This window comes from Moorena producens 3L, from assembly GCF_000211815.1.
Taxonomy (GTDB): Bacteria; Cyanobacteriota; Cyanobacteriia; order Cyanobacteriales; family Coleofasciculaceae; genus Moorena; species Moorena producens.
Genome location: NZ_GL890851.1, coordinates 6,225 through 23,454, shown reverse-complemented (window position 1 = coordinate 23,454; position 17,230 = coordinate 6,225). Strand labels below are relative to the sequence as shown.

The following is a 17,230-nucleotide window of genomic DNA, read 5'->3' as shown; positions in this document are numbered from 1 at the left end:
GGTTTTCCCAGTGGCAGCAAATTAATTGACATTAAAAATTGCTACTTAGCCTATTAATTAGCCTATTAATTAGCCTATTAATTAGCTAAAGATATCCTTAAAAAAGTCTGCTATTACCTCTTCCTTATAATCCTTAAATTCACCAGCATCAAACCAGAGACCATAGCATACCGGGCATTTTTCATACCGAATATGAGTCTGTTTTATATCAACCATTTTGGTCAGTTTTGTCTGGCATTTCGGGCAATTGATATCTCTAATTTTATTAAAGTTACTCCCTGTTTTCGGGTCACCTGTATCTATAATCTCGGAACCTTTTATCTCCTTCAACATTTGAGCTTCCATGGAATCAAACCAGATCCCTTGACAACTGGTGCAGCGGTCTACAGGAATCGTTGAATACACAACTGCTTCTAAGGTTCCTTGACATTTAGGGCATTTCAGCTGGGTCATTTCGCTCAACCATCTCTAGGATTTACATATCATACTCGGTAGCCAGACATAATTCAAGTTGACTGTTCAGAGCAGGGAACTTCGGAGCAGGGATCGGGTATCTTGGAACAGAAAGGGTTTGAGCAACTTTAAGTTTATTAACCAAGAGAACATAAATTTAACATAATTTATGTTCAGTTATTTATTTGATACTTACTCTATCTAAAAATAGAGATTTTATGGTACAGCCAAAACCAGAAGTGACATAATAACTGCCACTGCTCCTAGAACTACTAGTCCCATCTGCCGGAGCAAGAAGACTTCAGCTCCAGACCACCCAACAGCAGTGGCAGCAATAATAGCACGAGCAGGTGAAATCATCGTGGCGTGGGCGCTAGCTCCATTCTGAGCTCCCATCAGCCACTGTAGTGGTAAGCCAGACTGAATGCTTACCTCTTGTTGTAATTGGGAAAGTAGGGCATTACTCGCAGTATTTGAACCAGTAATCCAGCCTCCTAGAGCAGCTAACCAAGGTGCAACCCATATATACTTGTCACCAAGTGTTGCTGCGGCCATGCCTAGACTAGCTATCATGCCACTGGCTTGCATAACTTGAGAGGCTGCTAGAAAACAGGCGAGTGCGATGGCTCCAGGGATAAATTGTTGCCAAGCTTGCCTTGTTATCACTCGCAGTTTGTGTACGACTGTTCCCAAAATTGTGACTGTAGCCAAAGCTGTCAAAAGTAAATAAAAGCCTGGGTTGTAAAGCAGGGGTAGATTTAGATTGATGGCAGCTATTGATATCACAAAATGACTCTTCAGCCAAATTTTTAGAGGAACAACTAAGCGAGAAATCAGCAGAATTGCTGTCAGAATCCCGTAGGGAGCTATTACCTGCCCGAGGGATACTTTAGTAATACCATGCTCAGCCGAATCATGAGCCGTTTTTTCGGAACTATTACGGGCACTGTTGACTAGATTTACTGTTCTTTTTCGTTTTGCCTTATGAAATAGTTTATGAAATAGTTTATGAAATAGTTTTCGGTTTGCCCACACCACTAAGAATGACATTACCAGTGTGCTGCCAAGTACACCTGCCAGTTCAACCCCAGGAATCCAACTGAAGCCCCAAACTCCTATGGTAAGAAGCACTCCCGCAGCGATCGCTTCTGGCCATCGGCGTTGCACGGATTTCTTTCCGCCACTCACTGCTAGTGCCACCAGTCCGTAAACTACGGGCAGAGGAGCAGTCAAAAGAGCAGTAGTCGAACCTAGAATACTAGGATCTAGATTAGTTATTTCCGCTCCAAGAACTGTACCTATGGCTAGCCCTCCCCAAGGTACAGCCATTTGACCCAAAATACCCAGTATAGCTGACTGAGCAGAACTATAACCTAATGCGAGAAACAGTGGAATGACTAAAATGGTACCAACTCCAAATCCACTAACTGACTCGGCAAAGGGAGCGAACCCAATTACTAGCAGCAACACCTGTAAGTCTCGCTCAGGAACTAAACGAGCAATACCCTGTCCTAAAAGGCTCATACCATCTACAGACTTGAGCAGATAGTAAAGTAGCAAACTGGGAAATAGCACGTAGAACACTGATAATGATGTCGCAAGTCCCTTCACCAAAGCAAGTAGTAATTGCCCAGGAAACAAACGAAAAACAGGAAATAGTAGTGTTGATCCGATAGCAGCTATCAAAGTAGCAAGTCCTGCCTGTTGGCTTGGTCGCTGCAATACCACTAGCATTACTATGGCTACCCACAAGGGCATAGTAGCAATTATGATTTCCAAGACATTTGTCTCCTGTATTAACAAAAGTTAATCGTAAGCATTCAGCTATCAGCCGTCAGCCGTCAGCTATCATGCTAATCAACGGGAGGTAGTAAAAAAGCTGGGGGGTGCTGGTACGGCTGGTTGAAAATCCCTGCTCGTACTGATCCGACCCTGTGGAGTTAAAGCGCCTGCTAGCACCTCAAGTAGCGTGCGCGCAGCGCATTAGCTGATAGCTGACGGCTGAATGCTTACAGTTAATCTACTTTTGCTAGCTGACGACTATTTAAATTAGTATTGTGAGATAAGTTGATAGCTTGATCTTGACACAACAGCTTTTCGGTGAACTCCATTTCTCTAAACTGCTGTAATTGCTTTAGTTTGATTTCCAACTCATCTATCCTTTGGATAAGTTTATCAACCACATTAGCTACTGGATCAGGGATGTTACTGTGAGCAAGTGGACTAATCGGCTGGGCGAATTGCCTAACTATTCGTCCCGGAATCCCAACAACAGTGCAGTCATTAGGAACAGACCGTAAAACTACTGAGCCTGCTCCAATACGGCTATTGTTACCAATTTCAATGTCCCCAAGAATTTTTGCTCCCGCTCCGACGATTACATTTTTTCCCACAGTCGGATGACGTTTACCTAGTTGTTTGCCAGTGCCACCTAAAGTAACGCCTTGATAAATTAAGGTTCCATCTCCAACGATGGCGGTTTGCCCAATTACTACACCTGTACCGTGATCAATAAATATGCCCCGACCAAGGGTAGCACCTGGATGAATGTCAATTCCTGTTAGCCAACGGACAATGTAGGATACGAAGCGAGACAGCCAAAATAAACGGTGGCGATATAAGATATGAGCAAAGCGATGAACCGTCACTGCCTGTAAGCCTGGATAGCAAGTTAACACCTCAAGCCAAGAGGAAGCAGCAGGATCTTTCTCAAACACAGCCTCAAAATCTGCTCGAATAGAATCCCACAAGCCTAAAGTAGATGAAGCTGTGGTTTGGCCATGTTTCTTCAAAGCTTCAAGAGAATGCTTCATTTCTGATTTTTGTTTCATTTTGAGTCAAGCTAATATAGCAGTTAGCAGTGAGCTATCAGGCATCGGCTTTTTTGCTTTTCCTTGTCCTGTGTGTCGTTCAGGGTTTTAAGGTGTACCTGATTAAATTGCCAACTGCTATAATAAACTATCGAGCCAATTTGTTATTATTGGGTATTTTGAAGTAGTAGAGTGATTTGATTGATGGACTCTACTTACTTCTATTTCACTCAATTATTCACTCAATTTACAGCTGCCATCTGCTTAGTCATGGCTAATTTGTAGTTATTCGTCCAAAATGTATCCCAATTATGTTTGGCTTTCTGATAGCCAGCTGTTAAATGATCTACGGTAGATGGATCCGCATCAACTATCTCATTAATGGCATCTCTGACCTTTTGACGATGGATAATATCAGCTTCACCAACATGAAAGTTCCAAAACTCCCAATCAATGGTGTGTTTGTTTTCTTTGATATATGGGTTTTTGACAAGATATTTGTACATAGTAGAGAGATAAACTTGGCAAAGGCACTCTCCACCCATGCCACATAATCCAATAACATAGGTGGTAGGCTTGGTTAACGTTAGTTGCTTAATCTCATCAAGCAAAATCTTATTTTCTTCGCTAAGAGAGTCTTCAAATAAATCTTGATTTATACCAATACTTAACAAATAGTTATCCCATAGTTGGAGATGATTATTCTCATGATCTCCTTCACCTAACTCTTCTGCTAGTATCTCAGCTGTTAAGCTTTTAAATTTTCCATAAGGAGCTTTGGAAATTAGAATTGCCAGATTATCAGGAAACTCTTTGGTAAAATGACGGTACTGGATACATATCTGCTGTAAAGCTTCCAGTGGGGCATGTTGTAAATATTGAAGTTTCTTATCAGCTAGATATTCAGCTTCCAGTCGAGAATGATCTGCTATAGTCCAAAATTCATCACGAGTTGTCATTTGTTTATCCTTTGTGTTTTTTATCTTAGCTCTATAACTACCATCATTCGCTAATCTGAAAATCACCTGAGTTTTATCTTAAATCAACTGGTTAATCACCTGTGAAACATCTAATTTGAGATGCCTTATAATTATCAAATTTATATGAAATAGCTTAAAAAAGGCTACATATAGTTATTTTATTATAGGTATAAATACGCGCTATTTTATTTACAAATAATGGTGATCTGATAATTGCTAAAAGCTGTGTAACTTGGCTTTTATATTGCCTATTCCCTATGGCCTATTCCCTATTTGCTATTCCCTATTCCCTATTGCGTATTTCCTATTGCCGATTCCCGATTCCCGATTCCCGATTCCCGATTCCCAGCCCGTAGCGCTCTAATAGGTAAGTGGCAGTAAAAGTCAAAAAAAAACCGGCTTCTGCTCAGAAACCGGTTTTTTTCAAAAGTTTAGCTTATTGTTGATTGAATTAACTTTGATGGACAGGTTCTTTCGCTAAGAACTTCTCTAGTTCAGTCAAGGCATCAGCATCAACTTTAGTTTGCATGGGACAGAACTTTGGTCCACACATGGAACAAAACTCTGCTGTCTTATAGATATCTGCTGGCAGGGTTTCATCATGGTATTCCCGAGCTCGTTCGGGGTCAAGGGAAAGTTCAAACTGGCGGTTCCAGTCGAAGTTGTAGCGAGCAATGGAGAGTTCATCATCCCGGTCCCGTGCTCCTGGACGATTCCTGGCAATATCCGCCGCATGAGCAGCAATCTTGTAGGCAATCAAGCCATTGCGGACATCCTCAGCATCGGGCAGTCCTAAATGTTCTTTCGGGGTTACATAGCACAGCATGGCGGTACCGTACCAGCCAGCCAAAGCTGCCCCAATGGCAGAGGTGATATGGTCATATCCAGGAGCAATGTCTGTCACTAGTGGTCCTAGGACATAGAAAGGTGCTTCTGAACACTCTTCCATCTGCTTTTTGACATTGAACTCAATTTGATCCATCGGCACATGACCAGGTCCTTCTACCATGACCTGTACATCATGTTCCCAAGCATGACGAGTCAACTGCCCCAATGTTTTCAATTCTGCTAACTGGGCTTGATCAGATGCATCATGGGTGCAGCCAGGACGCAGGGAATCCCCTAAGCTGAAGGAGACATCGTATTTCTTGAAAATCTCGATAATGTCGTCAAAGTGGGTATAGAGGGGATTTTGCTTGTGGTGATGAAGCATCCACTTGGCTAGGATACCACCACCACGAGAAACAATGCCGGTTAGCCGGTTTCTGACCAAAGGCAGATGTTCAATTAAGATGCCAGCGTGGATGGTTTGATAGTCAACTCCTTGCTGAGCGTGCTTTTCAATGATGTGGAGAAAGTCATCGGCAGTAAGGTTTTCGACTTTGCCGTGGACACTTTCTAAGGTTTGGTAAACGGGTACTGTGCCAATGGGTACGGGTGAGGCATTAATGATGGCAGAACGAATCTCATCCAAGTTGCCACCGCCTGTAGACAAGTCCATAACGGTATCGGCCCCGTACTTCACGGCCAAGTTAACCTTCTCTAGCTCTTCATCCATATTAGAAGAGTTGGGGGAGGCACCGATATTGGCATTCACCTTACATTTGGAGGCGATACCAATACACATTGGCTCTAGGTTAGTGTGGTTGATATTGGCGGGGATAATCATTCTCCCCTGTGCCACTTCATCTTTGATCAGCTCAACGGGAAGGTTTTCCCGCTGGGCTACGTAGTGCATCTCTTCTGTCAGGAGACCCTGGCGAGCATAGTACATTTGAGTCACATTGCTCTGACCACGGCGCTTGGCAACCCATTCAATTCGCATATTTAATTTCCTCGATCACAGCTTCCCTCCGCCGGTATTAACCGGACTCAGGTTCTAAGGGTGTAATCTCAGCCTGGTTTCTCAGGCACCCCTAGCTTGGTTTGACTATAGTATTACAAAAAAATCCTTCGGATTTAGGATCGCGCTCCTTGCCATAGATTCACACGTGGGGAATCTATGGAATTCGAGATTATTTAGATTAGCTTATGGAATTTTGAACAGGAATAGTTATATCCTTATTGTTTTTTAAGATTTAATTTAAAAATAATACAGGACAGTGCTTAGTTACACTGTCCTGTTACGGTGTTCTATTAAGGTATCCTGTTACGGATGATTAAGAGCTAGAGGCTATTGTATTCACCATTGTATTTACCTAGGTGATTGCCCAAATCGCGGTGTTTTAAAGAGCGATCGCAGCCATCTTGACATCGTTAGTGCTTAGAATCTCTTGGAGTTCTTCAGCATCTACGGTTTCTTTATCAATCAGCATTTCAGCAAGCTTATCGAGGATATGCTTATTGCCAAGAATTACATTCTTAGCCCGTTCGTAGGCTTCATCAACTAGCTTGCGAACCTCTTCATCAATGGTTGATGCTGTGGCATCTGAGAAATCCCGGTCTGAGGCAATATCCCGACCTAGGAACATACTGCCATTCTGCCGTCCTAGAGCTACTGGGCCAAGGCGATCGCTCATACCATAGCGCATCACCATCTGCCGTGCCACCCGAGTCACCTGTTGCAAGTCATTGGAAGCACCTGTGGTCACTTCTTCTTCACCGAAGATAATTTCTTCAGCAATCCGACCACCTAAAGCCACTGCCATCTGATTTTGCAGGTAAGAACGGGAAAACATGCCTGAATCCATCCGGTCTTCGCTAGGGGTGAACCAAGTCAAACCACCAGCACGACCCCGAGGAATAATGCTAATTTTCTGCACTGGGTCATAATCGGGCATTAAGGCACCAACAAGGGCGTGACCTGCTTCGTGAAACGCTACGAGTGTTTTGCGTTTCTCGCTCATTACCCGGTCTTTCTTCTCTGGCCCTGCAAGTACCCGGTCAATGGCATCATTCACCTCATCCATCGAGATTTCGGTTAAGTTGCGACGGGCTGCCAAAATTGCTGCTTCATTGAGCAAGTTGGATAAATCTGCTCCAGTGAAACCAGGGGTCCGACGGGCAATCTTCTCGAGATCCACATCTTTGGCGAGGGTTTTCCCACGAGCATGAACGTTGAGAATTTCCAAACGTCCGGCATAATCAGGACGGTCTACTACTACCTGTCGATCAAAACGACCAGGGCGTAGTAGGGCAGCATCAAGAACATCTGGGCGGTTGGTAGCAGCAATAATAATAATACCGGTATTACCTTCAAACCCATCCATTTCAGTCAGCAGCTGGTTGAGGGTTTGCTCCCGTTCATCATTACCACCGCCTAAACCGGCACCCCGTTGACGCCCCACAGCATCGATTTCATCAATGAATACAATACACGGAGCATTGTTTTTCGCTTGCTCAAATAGGTCTCGCACCCGAGAAGCACCAACCCCTACGAACATCTCGACGAACTCAGAACCAGAGATGGAGAAAAAGGGAACACCTGCTTCCCCAGCTACTGCACGAGCTAAGAGAGTTTTACCGGTTCCTGGAGGTCCGACGAGCAGGACTCCCTTGGGAATTTTAGCTCCAATAGCAGTGAAGCGGTCAGCATTTTTGAGGAAGTCTACTACTTCGTTAAGCTCTAGCTTGGCTTGCTCAATGCCCGCCACATCCCCAAAGGTTACCTGAGTTTGGGGTTCCATTTGGACTCTAGCCTTAGACTTGCCAAAGTTCATGGCTTGAGAACCTGGACCATTCTGGGCACGCCGCAGTAATAGAAACAATCCCACCAAGAGCAAAATCGGGAAGAAGAAGCTGCTTAAGGTCTTGAACCAGAAGCCTTCATCACTCTGGGGTAGAACTGAAATATCTACACCGTTATTATTCAGAAGGTTGATTAGTTGTGGGTCATTGGGGAGATTGACCTCTACCTGACGACCATCTTGAGCGATCGCGATCGCTTTACTGCGGTCAGCACTGATTCTAACGGTTTCCACCTTGCCGCTCTCGACTTGGCTAATCAGCTGGTCGTACCGCCACGTATCTCTACTTGGGGACGGTTTGTCCAAAAATGCTGTACCAAGGGCGATCACCACTATGGCTAGGAGTGCATACAGCCCTGCGTTTCTCCACTTTTTATTCACTCGTTGTTACCTCCATAGATTCGAGGATGTGGCAAATATAGAATTTAGCTTCTTATATTAATTTATGTTAACCTTTCTGAGGAAAACTGGGTGGACTTTATCCTAAAACAGCCTTTCTGGAAGCGTTTTATCCCTTTTGATACCTAAGAATAGTGTTTGGATGGCTGGTGTGGGTTGACCTAAGCCAATGCTTAATATTATAATTTAGCGCTTTGGAGATCGAACAGCCAACAGGAGGGACATGATGGCGGTTTTACGACTTGAAGATGGTAAAACTTATACCGAGCTAAGTGATATTGCCGGAGAATTAGCGTCTGTGAAGGTTGAGCTAAATCACTGGTCTGTAGGGGAGAAGCCAGAAATTCACAGCCTTCTAGAGCAAGACACCCTTAGTGATATTGAAAAGGAAACAGTACTCCAAGCTTTAGATAGCTACTTTGAACAACTTAAGGAAACCGCTGGCTATCAATCCCGTGACTTAATCGTTCTTTACCCAGACTTACCTAATCTTGATGCCCTCCTTTCCAAATTTAAGGATTGTCACTACCATACTGACGATGAAGTGCGCTACATAGTTGCAGGAGTTGGGGTTTTTGGGTTTGTACGTCCTGATGGCAGCCAAATGGAGTTGACTGTGCAACCTGAGGAGTACATTAATGTGCCAGCGAATACTGAACATTGGTTTTATCTGACACCATCACGACGGGTTAAAGCTGTGCGCTACTTTATCACTACTGAAGGCTGGGTTCCGGAGTACACGGGTACGGAAATTCGGATGAAGCCGGTAGTAGCTGTTTGAGAATATCCCAGTTGATAACTTATTTAATATGTCCATTGAAGTTGACTACCGCTTTCCAACCGGTGTTGATGTGGAAAAACAAGCGAAAGTGATTGCTGTTGGGCAAACTGCAGGCACCTGGAATGCTCGTTTTGCCCATCTCGAAAATGTGTTTCGCTCCCATCTTGGTACTGTTGTTCAAGGTGTCATTAACCCTGATGGTTCTGGTTTGGCTACCATCCGTTTTCCCGAAGCTAATGTGGAAAACGATATCCCTACTCTACTAACCATGATTTTTGGCAAATACTCCATGGCAGGACCAGCTAAAGTCATGGCAGTGCGCTTGCCAGAACACTACGGTAGGCATCCCAAATTCGGAATTACCGGAATTCGCGAAAGACTAGGAGTAGTTGACCGTCCCCTGATTATGGCAATTTTTAAGCCAGCCTTGGGACTCTCAGCTGAAGACCATGGAGCGATTTTACAAGAGGTTGCTGGAGCTGGACTTGACATTATTAAAGATGATGAGATTCTGGGGGATTTGGAGATAGCACCAACCCTGAAACGTCTAGAAGTCTGCCGTAAGGTACTCGATGAAATCAAACAGCAAACTGGGCGCACTGTACTCTATGCCGTTAATGTAACTGGTTCGGCTGACAAATTGCTTGATAAAGCTCATACCTTGGTTAAAGAAGGGGCAAATGCCCTGCGGCTGAATGTCTTGACCTACGGTTTCTCTGTCCTAGAAGCCTTAGCTGCTGATCCAGAGATTAATGTGCCAATTTTTGCCCATCCCGCCTTAGCAGGAGCCCTGTGTGGAGCCCCAAACCACGGGATGGCTTACTCAGTGGTTTTGGGAACCCTGATGGCTCATGGTGGGGCAGATGCGGTGCTATATCCCGCCCATTATGGTAGTTTACCCTTTGACCCAGAGGAGGAAAAGCGAATTCGAGATAGTTTGCGATCGCGTAATGTATTTCCTGTACCTTCCGCTGGCATTCATGCTGGGATTGTCCCTAAGGTTGTAGCAGATTACGGACAGGAGGTTATTCTTAATGCTGGAACTGGCATTATGGATCATCCCGATGGTCCTGCTGCTGGCGTTAAAGCATTTTTTGAAGCCCTACATTCCGTGGGATGATTTTTTTGATATACAACAACAGCTATCCCAGCGGTGGAAGAATGGTTAATCTTAGCTCCTCAATCGGAAATGACCAGCAATTACGTTCAGCTATTGATCCAAGACCAACCTTAATTACTGCTGCCAGTCACTTCTATCAATTAGGTTGGATGGTGGGGACAGCGGGTAACCTCTCGGCTAAACAGCCCGATGGCAGCTTCTGGATTACTGCTAGTGGATGCCATAAAGGGCAGCTAGGCAGCAAAGACTTTATTCGCATAGCCGCTGATGGCAGGGTGGTAGAAAAACCATCACCTGAATCTCGTCCTTCAGCTGAAACAAGCATTCATCAAAGTATCTACTCTTTATTCCCAGATGCTAAAGCTTGTTATCATGTTCACACCATTGAGGCGAATTTAGTTTCTGGCTTCACTAAAGAAGATACCCTGCCTTTGCCACCGCTAGAAATGCTTAAGGGATTTGGAGTACGGGAGGAGAACCCCCAAATCACGGTACCAGTATTCGTCAACCATCTAGATGTGTCTCGCATTAGTAGTGAGATATGCGATCGCTTTCAGGCTGCACCCCCATCAGTCAATGTCCTATTAATTCGGAACCACGGTATAACGGTTTGGGCGTCTTCCACCGAACGTGCCCAGATCTACTTGGAGTTAGCTGATTATATTTTTAGATATATGGTAGCTGCTCGACAAATTGAGCTTAGCACTACCTCAATCAAGAATTAACAAATACAATTGCTGAATTGCTTAATCGGAACAATTCAGCAATTATTTAAGGCAATTATTTAACCAGACTTGATTGTAGTCCGTATACTGCGCATCACCAAAATTACTAGGGTAACTATCGTTAGCGGTACGACAAATGTCATCATGATAGTACTAAATCTTGATAAAGCTTGGTGTTGTGTGGCGTTGAGGAATAAATACAAGGTATAGGCACCGTAATAGCTTAAAAAGAGAAATCCCTCCCACCGGGAAATTTGATAGCCAGTAAAGAAAATTGGCAGACAAGCCACCGCTACTGCAATCATTACTGGAATGTCGAAGTTTAGGGCGGGAGTTGACACCTGTACACCATCAGGCACAATCAAGCTACACATCCCCAGCACCAACAGGATATTAAAAATATTGCTGCCAATAGCGTTACCTACAGCAAGATCTCGCTCACCACGGATACTGGCAATAATGGAGGTGGCAATTTCTGGAAGAGAGGTGCCAACAGCGATAATTGTTAAGCCAATAATCAACTCGCTCCAGCCAAACATCTTGGCTAGAGCAATAGCCCCATTAATCAGCCAGCGGGAACCTAGTACTAACATTCCTAAGCCGAAAACAATCAGCCCTAACTGAGTAACTATCTTTTTAAGGCTAGTACGAGACTGGCGAGATTGGGTTTGAGGAGTATCCTGGTCTGGGATTTCCTGATTTTCCTTGCGACTCTGAATAATGGTGAATAAAGTATATGCGATCGCGCCAGCCAACAGGATGCTGCCATCAACTCTACCCAGTTGGCCATCCAAGCTCATAAACAAGAGTAGGAATGATATGCCAATCATCAAAGGTACATCTAATCGTACCAACTGCCGGGATACAACCAAGGGTAACATAGTTGCAGATATGCCTAAGATTAGCAAAATATTGGCAATGTTGCTGCCAACTATGTTACCAAGGGCAATATCCGCTTGTCCGTCATAACTCGACTGCAATGCTACGGCTAATTCTGGGGCACTGGTGCAGTAAGCGACTATAGTCAGCCCGATCACTAAGGGGGAGACACCTGCTACCAACGCCAACTGTGATGCGCCCTTGACCAAGATTTCGGCCCCAAAAACCAAAAGTACAAAGCCAGCAATAAATAAAATGAGAGTGATTATGTTCATTGGCTGTGTGTGAGTAAGTCATTGAGGACGAGTTTACTTCATCAAGCATTAAATTTGCTATAACCTCGACTTAGCCCTGATAATTACCTAGGGTTTATTTAAACCGCAAACACCTCAACGATAACACATATCAAGGGTATTTTTTTCTGTGTTTACCTAGGTTTAGTTTTAGTTATTAACCTAATAATTTATTGGCTAACTGTTTCATATTATTTTTATCAACAAACTCTCTAAAAACAGTTGCTTTAAAGACAGATAGATAAAAGGCGGGATGGTACTGTAGTAGCGGTTCGAGAGTCTACTTGGCTCTTGAATTGGCCTATACAAACATTTCAACTCTACTAGGTGGGCTGCTCAGGATTACCAAAACCTTTGGCTTTCTCCTGAAGCTTGCTCATACTTTTCTCAGTGCCTTCACCTTGCCAAGTCAGAAATGCCCCAAACACACCCTTCTGATTCTTCGACTCCATTGAATCACTGACCAAATAGCTTCCTGTTGGAAACAACAGGGTGCGATGTTTCGTGAGATTATCCTGAACTGCTAGGCGAATGGCGGCTGTGTCATCAGTAATACCATCACCTTTGACACCGTAATCCCGCACATTCACCATGTTCGCATCCAAAGGATAGAGGGGATTCGCTGCTACTGAAGAACTGACCAAGCTGGAAAAGCTAGCAGGTAAGCCGATCACCAATAGTAGGCTGCACAGGTTTAGGGAGAAGAGCATGAGCGTGGCTAGGTGGGGAGGAATTCCTACTAGATTTTTAAGTCTTTGGGATTGGTATTTACGCGGTAGATGTATAAAAAACAACGCTTTGTGGAGCAGTACTGCCAAACCTTTACTGATCATCCAGCGGTACCGGTTCTTAGTTAATCGTGTTTTTAGCATTTTTACCTTACCACTTTCTGTCAAATAAATCACAATTTTTCATCTTTAATTAATTAATTTTTGTTAAATTTAATTCAAGCCAATCTGGCAACAGATCTAAGTACAACTTGGGTTTAATTGAAAATACTGAATGATATCAAGTCCGGTTAATTAGTTTCCCAATAATCCCTGAATTTTTGGTAATGCGTAATGGGGGATGGTTTATCATCAACTAGCAATTACGAATTACTAACTACCAACTAACAATTACTAATTACAAATTACCAATTCACCGCTCAGGAATTATGATAATTAGTCAACCGAATTTGATAGGATACATCGATAGGTTTATTCCTCATAAAATTAATAAAAAAATGATGGATTATAAGTCAAACCTGTTAGTTATTTTGTTGTTAGTGATTTTGGTCTCAACAGTCATATGAAAGTAGCAATTCTTGCCGGGGGTCTCGGTACTCGTCTAGCCGAAGAAACCGACACAAAACCAAAGCCAATGGTAGCAATCGGAGGGCGACCAATCCTCTGGCATATCATGATGCATTATTACCATTATGGCTTCCAAGATTTTGTGATTGCCCTCGGCTATAAGGCAGAAGTCATTAAAAAATACATGGTGGACTATAGTTCACTTAATAGTAACTTAACGGTCAACCTTAACAATGGCAAAGTCATCCAGCACGGTGGTGGAGCACCGGATTGGACAGTTGATTTAATCGATACTGGTATTTACACCAATACAGGCGGTCGGATTAAACGGCTCGCTCCCTATGTAAACAATCAGACATTTATGCTCACTTGGGGAGATGGGGTTTCTGATGTCAATTTAAATGCGCTCCTGGAATTCCATCGTTCCCATGGCAAATTAGCTACCTTAACTGCAGTACGTCCACCTGCACGTTTTGGTTACTTAGAACTAGATGGAAACCAGATTACGGAATTCTCTGAAAAGCCTCAAACCCGAGAAGGCTGGATCAACGGTGCTTTCTTTGTTTTAGAGCCCGGAGTTTTTGATTATATCGACGGTGATGACACCCAGTGGGAAAAAGCACCACTGGAGCGACTCGCTAGAGATGGGCAACTGATCGCTTATCACCACACTTCATTCTGGCAATGCATGGACACCTTACGTGACAAGCGCAGGTTAGAAAGTCTGTGGAACAGTGGCAATGCACCTTGGAAAATTTGGGAGGAAAATAATGCGAGTATTAGTAACTGGTCACAAGGGCTACATCGGCACAGTCATGGTGCCAATGCTACTAGCTCAAGGGTATGATGTATTTGGTCTTGATAGCGACTTATTTGAACAGAGTACCTTTGGTGAAGGAATTCGAAAAATTCCAGAGCTAAAAAAGGATATCCGTGACGTTACGGCAACAGAACTGGAAGGATTTGATGCTCTAATCCACTTAGCAGGGCTTTCCAACGATCCTCTGGGGAATCTCAATCCTGACTTAACCTATGAGATCAATCATGCTGCTTCAGTTCATTTGGCTAAGTTAGCCAAAGCCGCAGGCATCGAGCGCTTCGTATTCTCATCCTCCTGTAGTAACTATGGCGCTGGTGGTGATGATTGGTTGACTGAGGAATCATCCTTCAACCCCGTCACTCCTTACGGCATTTCTAAAGTTCGTGTCGAGCAAGATGTTACTCAGTTAGCGGACGATAACTTTAGTCCTATCTTTCTGCGCAATGCCACGGCTTACGGTGTTTCCCGCCGTCTGCGCTTTGATCTAGTACTCAATAACTTGGTGGCTTGGGCATTTACCACGGGTCAAGTGTATATCAAGAGCGATGGCACCCCTTGGCGTCCCATTGTCCATATTGAAGATATTTCCCAAGCATTTATTGCGGTGTTGGAAGCACCTCGTGAGCTGGTACACAATCAAGGGTTTAATGTCGGACGGAATGAGGACAACTATCGGATTCGAGAGTTAGCGGAAATTGTCAAAGAAACAGTCCCAGGCTGCGAAATTGAATACGCTAAAGATGCTGGACCCGATAAGCGCTGTTATCGCGTTGATTGTAGTAAGATTATTCGGACATTACCCGAATTCAAACCCCAATGGAATGCCCCTCGGGGAGCTCAAGAACTCTACCAGGCTTATCAAACCGTAGGCTTAACCTTGGAAGAGTTTGAGGGACCGAGGTATCAGCGTATCGCTCACATCAAACAATTACTTAGCACTGGAAGATTAGATCAAACCCTGCGTTGGCGTACGGAGCTACCTAGATCTCCTCAAATACAAGCCATGAGTGTTTAGGAGTTGTTGGGTCATTGGTAATCGGTAATCGGTAATCCTACTCTAATTGCCAATTACCAATTACCAAAAGGCCAGAAACACTGGTTGCAGGCACTCTGGAGAATTAGTTAAATTTAACAAACAGTTAACTTGCCTATGGTTCTGGATATTTTTTTTGTTGATGGTTAACAGTTAATTGCCAACCGTTTACAGTCAACAATTAACAGTGATATTATTAAACTAATAATGTATAATTCCATGCCTATTTGTCGTGCTAACAGCACTGATGACTTAGAGTTAATTATTTCCTTCGGTTACACCCCATTAGCTGATGGATTACTTACTAAAGACCAGCTAGATAAACCTGAATATACTGCGCCATTGGATCTGGCGTTTTCTCCTAGCAGTGGTTTAGTCCAAATCACCGAAAGTGTCCCGCCCGAAATCCTATTTTGTCGAGACTACCCCTATTTTTCTTCTGTATCAAAATCGTTACTAAAACACTTTGGAGATAGTGCCAAAGCCATCATTGAATCAAGACAACTCAACAGCAACAGTCTAGTAATTGAAGCAGCTAGTAATGATGGCTATATGCTCAAGAACTTTCTTGAAAAAGGAATTACAGTGCTGGGAATTGACCCAGCCTCTGGACCTGCAGAAGCTGCCCAAAAAGCAGGTATTCCTACTCTTTGTACATTCTTTACGAAAGATTTGGCAATAGAGCTACACTCTGAAGGACGGAAAGCTGATGTTTTTCTTGCTAACAATGTCTTGGCTCATGTGCCAGATCTGAATGGCTTTGTAGCAGGAATTGGGGTTCTGCTGAAAGAGACTGGTGTAGCTGTGATTGAAGTACCCTATGTGGTTGACTTGGTAGATCACTGTGAATTTGACACTATCTACCATCAGCACTTATGCTATTTTTCAGTAACTGCTTTGGATCGGTTGTTTAGGAAACATGGTTTATTCCTAAATGACATCCAACGTACTCCAATCCATGGGGGTTCGTTACGCCTATTTGTGGAGCCTAAGGAACAGGTTAAGGAATCCGTAAAATCTCTATTAGCAGAAGAAGTAGCGCGGGGAGTTGACCGTATTGATTACTACCGTGATTTTGCTAATCGTGTCCAGGAAATTAAGCTTTCTTTACTGGATATCCTCTGGGATTTGAAAAAAAAGGGTAAAAAGGTAGCAGCCTATGGAGCAGCAGCTAAAGCAACTACTCTGCTCAGTTATTTTGGGATTAATAAAACCCTGGTGGATTATGTAGTGGATTTAAATCCATTCAAACATGGTCGCTACATGGGCATTAATCATTTACCGATTTTCCCACCATCAAAACTGTTAGAGGATAAACCAGATTATGTCTTGCTGCTAGCTTGGAATTTTGCTGATGAGATTTTGCAGCAACAGGAAGAGTATCGACAACAAGGAGGTAAATTTATTATTCCGATTCCACAACCAAAGATTGTTTAGAGTTTATGGTTGACGGTCAAGCAAGAGAGTAGGGAGTAGCGATCAGCGCGATCCTCTGAAAGAGCCGCTACGCGATGAAGCGAAGCTTCTGCGCTTGTGCGATTGACCGTTCGCGAAGCGTTGGGCAAAGCCCGAAAGGTCACGCTACGCGATGAAGCGAAGCTTCCGCGCTTGTGCGATTGACCCTAGGTCACGCTACGCGATCGCATAAAAATTAAAACATCCCTAAAACATCCCAGGTTCATTTTTCCAACCACAGATTAATTCTGTCATAACTGCTGCTCGCACACGCTAATAGGGATCTGATTGAGCTCGCTGTTGGAGAAAACGTAAAGTATCTGGGTGATCTTTAGAACTACCATTGGTGAACAGTTAAGATGGTGTGTAATTTGTAACTGATCTAGTTACAAATGCTTACTATCAAGTCAATGCTTTGCTAATTATAGGTTTTGATAACGTTGGTGTTGGCGATCGTAAGCTTGAATTATGGCGTTGCTGATTCTGGGTATGGTTTTGCCC

Annotated in this window: 15 protein-coding genes and 1 riboswitch; of the genes, 6 read left to right on the top strand and 9 right to left on the bottom strand. The window is 43.7% G+C overall.

Annotation, left to right across the window (positions count from 1 at the left end; genetic code table 11):
* Positions 1-81: 81 nt before the first annotated feature.
* The 6 genes from LYNGBM3L_RS10655 to ftsH3 all read right to left on the bottom strand — a co-directional run bounded on the left by LYNGBM3L_RS10655 (position 82) and on the right by ftsH3 (position 8,310).
* On the bottom strand, positions 82-453 hold the full coding sequence (locus tag LYNGBM3L_RS10655; protein ID WP_044492624.1) for a TFIIB-type zinc ribbon-containing protein: 372 nt from the start codon (positions 451-453) through the stop codon (positions 82-84).
* Positions 454-669: 216 nt separating this feature from the next.
* On the bottom strand, positions 670-2,232 hold the full coding sequence (locus tag LYNGBM3L_RS10650) for an L-lactate permease (RefSeq protein WP_131827270.1): 1,563 nt from the start codon (positions 2,230-2,232) through the stop codon (positions 670-672).
* Between the two features lie 236 nt (positions 2,233-2,468).
* Positions 2,469-3,284: a serine O-acetyltransferase gene (gene cysE / locus LYNGBM3L_RS10645; protein ID WP_008182271.1), complete on the bottom strand. Its 816-nt coding sequence runs from the start codon at positions 3,282-3,284 to the stop codon at positions 2,469-2,471.
* 221 nt (positions 3,285-3,505) lie between these two features.
* Positions 3,506-4,222: an iron-containing redox enzyme family protein gene (locus LYNGBM3L_RS10640; RefSeq protein WP_008182269.1), complete on the bottom strand. Its 717-nt coding sequence runs from the start codon at positions 4,220-4,222 to the stop codon at positions 3,506-3,508.
* Between the two features lie 472 nt (positions 4,223-4,694).
* Positions 4,695-6,068, bottom strand: coding sequence for a phosphomethylpyrimidine synthase (gene thiC, locus LYNGBM3L_RS10635; protein WP_008182267.1), 1,374 nt, complete (start codon positions 6,066-6,068; stop codon positions 4,695-4,697).
* 6 nt (positions 6,069-6,074) lie between these two features.
* Positions 6,075-6,171: riboswitch (TPP riboswitch) on the bottom strand.
* 297 nt (positions 6,172-6,468) lie between these two features.
* Positions 6,469-8,310 (bottom strand): ATP-dependent zinc metalloprotease FtsH3, encoded by a 1,842-nt coding sequence (gene ftsH3 / locus LYNGBM3L_RS10630; protein ID WP_044492620.1) that lies wholly within the window; start codon positions 8,308-8,310, stop codon positions 6,469-6,471.
* Positions 8,311-8,554: 244 nt separating this feature from the next.
* Between ftsH3 and LYNGBM3L_RS10625 the strand changes: the two genes are divergently transcribed.
* The 3 genes from LYNGBM3L_RS10625 to mtnB are packed head-to-tail and all read left to right on the top strand — an operon-like array spanning position 8,555 to position 10,954.
* Entirely contained in the window at positions 8,555-9,109 is a 555-nt protein-coding gene (locus LYNGBM3L_RS10625; RefSeq protein ID WP_008182262.1) for a 1,2-dihydroxy-3-keto-5-methylthiopentene dioxygenase, read from the top strand.
* Between the two features lie 28 nt (positions 9,110-9,137).
* A complete protein-coding gene (locus tag LYNGBM3L_RS10620; RefSeq protein ID WP_008182261.1) occupies positions 9,138-10,229 on the top strand; it encodes a RuBisCO large subunit C-terminal-like domain-containing protein in 1,092 nt (363 codons plus the stop codon).
* Positions 10,230-10,270: 41 nt separating this feature from the next.
* Complete coding sequence (gene mtnB, locus LYNGBM3L_RS10615; protein ID WP_044492618.1) at positions 10,271-10,954, top strand: methylthioribulose 1-phosphate dehydratase; 684 nt, start codon at positions 10,271-10,273, stop codon at positions 10,952-10,954.
* 59 nt (positions 10,955-11,013) lie between these two features.
* Here mtnB and LYNGBM3L_RS10610 read toward each other — a convergent pair whose 3' ends face one another.
* The 3 genes from LYNGBM3L_RS10610 to LYNGBM3L_RS10605 form a co-directional block, all read right to left on the bottom strand.
* Positions 11,014-12,108, bottom strand: a complete 1,095-nt coding sequence (locus LYNGBM3L_RS10610) for a calcium/sodium antiporter (protein ID WP_008182256.1) — start codon at positions 12,106-12,108, stop codon at positions 11,014-11,016.
* Positions 12,109-12,312: 204 nt separating this feature from the next.
* The gene (locus LYNGBM3L_RS50755) at positions 12,313-12,435 is read right to left on the bottom strand and encodes a hypothetical protein (RefSeq protein ID WP_499880911.1); all 123 of its coding nucleotides are present in this window, start codon (positions 12,433-12,435) and stop codon (positions 12,313-12,315) included.
* A 14-nt stretch (positions 12,436-12,449) separates the two neighbouring features.
* Entirely contained in the window at positions 12,450-12,998 is a 549-nt protein-coding gene (locus LYNGBM3L_RS10605; RefSeq protein WP_044492615.1) for a glycosyl hydrolase family 28-related protein, read from the bottom strand.
* 418 nt (positions 12,999-13,416) lie between these two features.
* Between LYNGBM3L_RS10605 and rfbF the strand changes: the two genes are divergently transcribed.
* From rfbF to LYNGBM3L_RS10590, 3 genes are all read left to right on the top strand, one after another.
* Complete coding sequence (rfbF, locus tag LYNGBM3L_RS10600; RefSeq protein WP_008182252.1) at positions 13,417-14,268, top strand: glucose-1-phosphate cytidylyltransferase; 852 nt, start codon at positions 13,417-13,419, stop codon at positions 14,266-14,268.
* On the top strand, positions 14,192-15,256 hold the full coding sequence (locus LYNGBM3L_RS10595; protein WP_071986853.1) for an NAD-dependent epimerase/dehydratase family protein: 1,065 nt from the start codon (positions 14,192-14,194) through the stop codon (positions 15,254-15,256). The genes rfbF and LYNGBM3L_RS10595 overlap by 77 nt, the downstream gene beginning before the upstream one ends.
* 225 nt (positions 15,257-15,481) lie before the next feature.
* On the top strand, positions 15,482-16,711 hold the full coding sequence (locus LYNGBM3L_RS10590) for a class I SAM-dependent methyltransferase (RefSeq protein ID WP_044492613.1): 1,230 nt from the start codon (positions 15,482-15,484) through the stop codon (positions 16,709-16,711).
* Positions 16,712-17,230: the final 519 nt, after the last annotated feature.

Excerpts from the sequence above, each read along its gene's own strand:
- LYNGBM3L_RS10655 (WP_044492624.1), bottom strand. The coding sequence starts at position 453 with ATGACCCAGCTGAAATGCCCTAAATGTCAAGGAACCTTAGAAGCAGTT.
- cysE (WP_008182271.1), bottom strand. The coding sequence starts at position 3,284 with ATGAAACAAAAATCAGAAATGAAGCATTCTCTTGAAGCTTTGAAGAAA.
- LYNGBM3L_RS10640 (WP_008182269.1), bottom strand. The coding sequence starts at position 4,222 with ATGACAACTCGTGATGAATTTTGGACTATAGCAGATCATTCTCGACTG.
- thiC (WP_008182267.1), bottom strand. The coding sequence starts at position 6,068 with ATGCGAATTGAATGGGTTGCCAAGCGCCGTGGTCAGAGCAATGTGACT.
- LYNGBM3L_RS10625 (WP_008182262.1), top strand. The coding sequence starts at position 8,555 with ATGGCGGTTTTACGACTTGAAGATGGTAAAACTTATACCGAGCTAAGT.
- LYNGBM3L_RS10620 (WP_008182261.1), top strand. The coding sequence starts at position 9,138 with ATGTCCATTGAAGTTGACTACCGCTTTCCAACCGGTGTTGATGTGGAA.
- mtnB (WP_044492618.1), top strand. The coding sequence starts at position 10,271 with ATGGTTAATCTTAGCTCCTCAATCGGAAATGACCAGCAATTACGTTCA.
- LYNGBM3L_RS10610 (WP_008182256.1), bottom strand. The coding sequence starts at position 12,108 with ATGAACATAATCACTCTCATTTTATTTATTGCTGGCTTTGTACTTTTG.
- LYNGBM3L_RS10605 (WP_044492615.1), bottom strand. The coding sequence starts at position 12,998 with ATGCTAAAAACACGATTAACTAAGAACCGGTACCGCTGGATGATCAGT.
- rfbF (WP_008182252.1), top strand. The coding sequence starts at position 13,417 with ATGAAAGTAGCAATTCTTGCCGGGGGTCTCGGTACTCGTCTAGCCGAA.
- LYNGBM3L_RS10595 (WP_071986853.1), top strand. The coding sequence starts at position 14,192 with ATGCGAGTATTAGTAACTGGTCACAAGGGCTACATCGGCACAGTCATG.
- LYNGBM3L_RS10590 (WP_044492613.1), top strand. The coding sequence starts at position 15,482 with ATGTATAATTCCATGCCTATTTGTCGTGCTAACAGCACTGATGACTTA.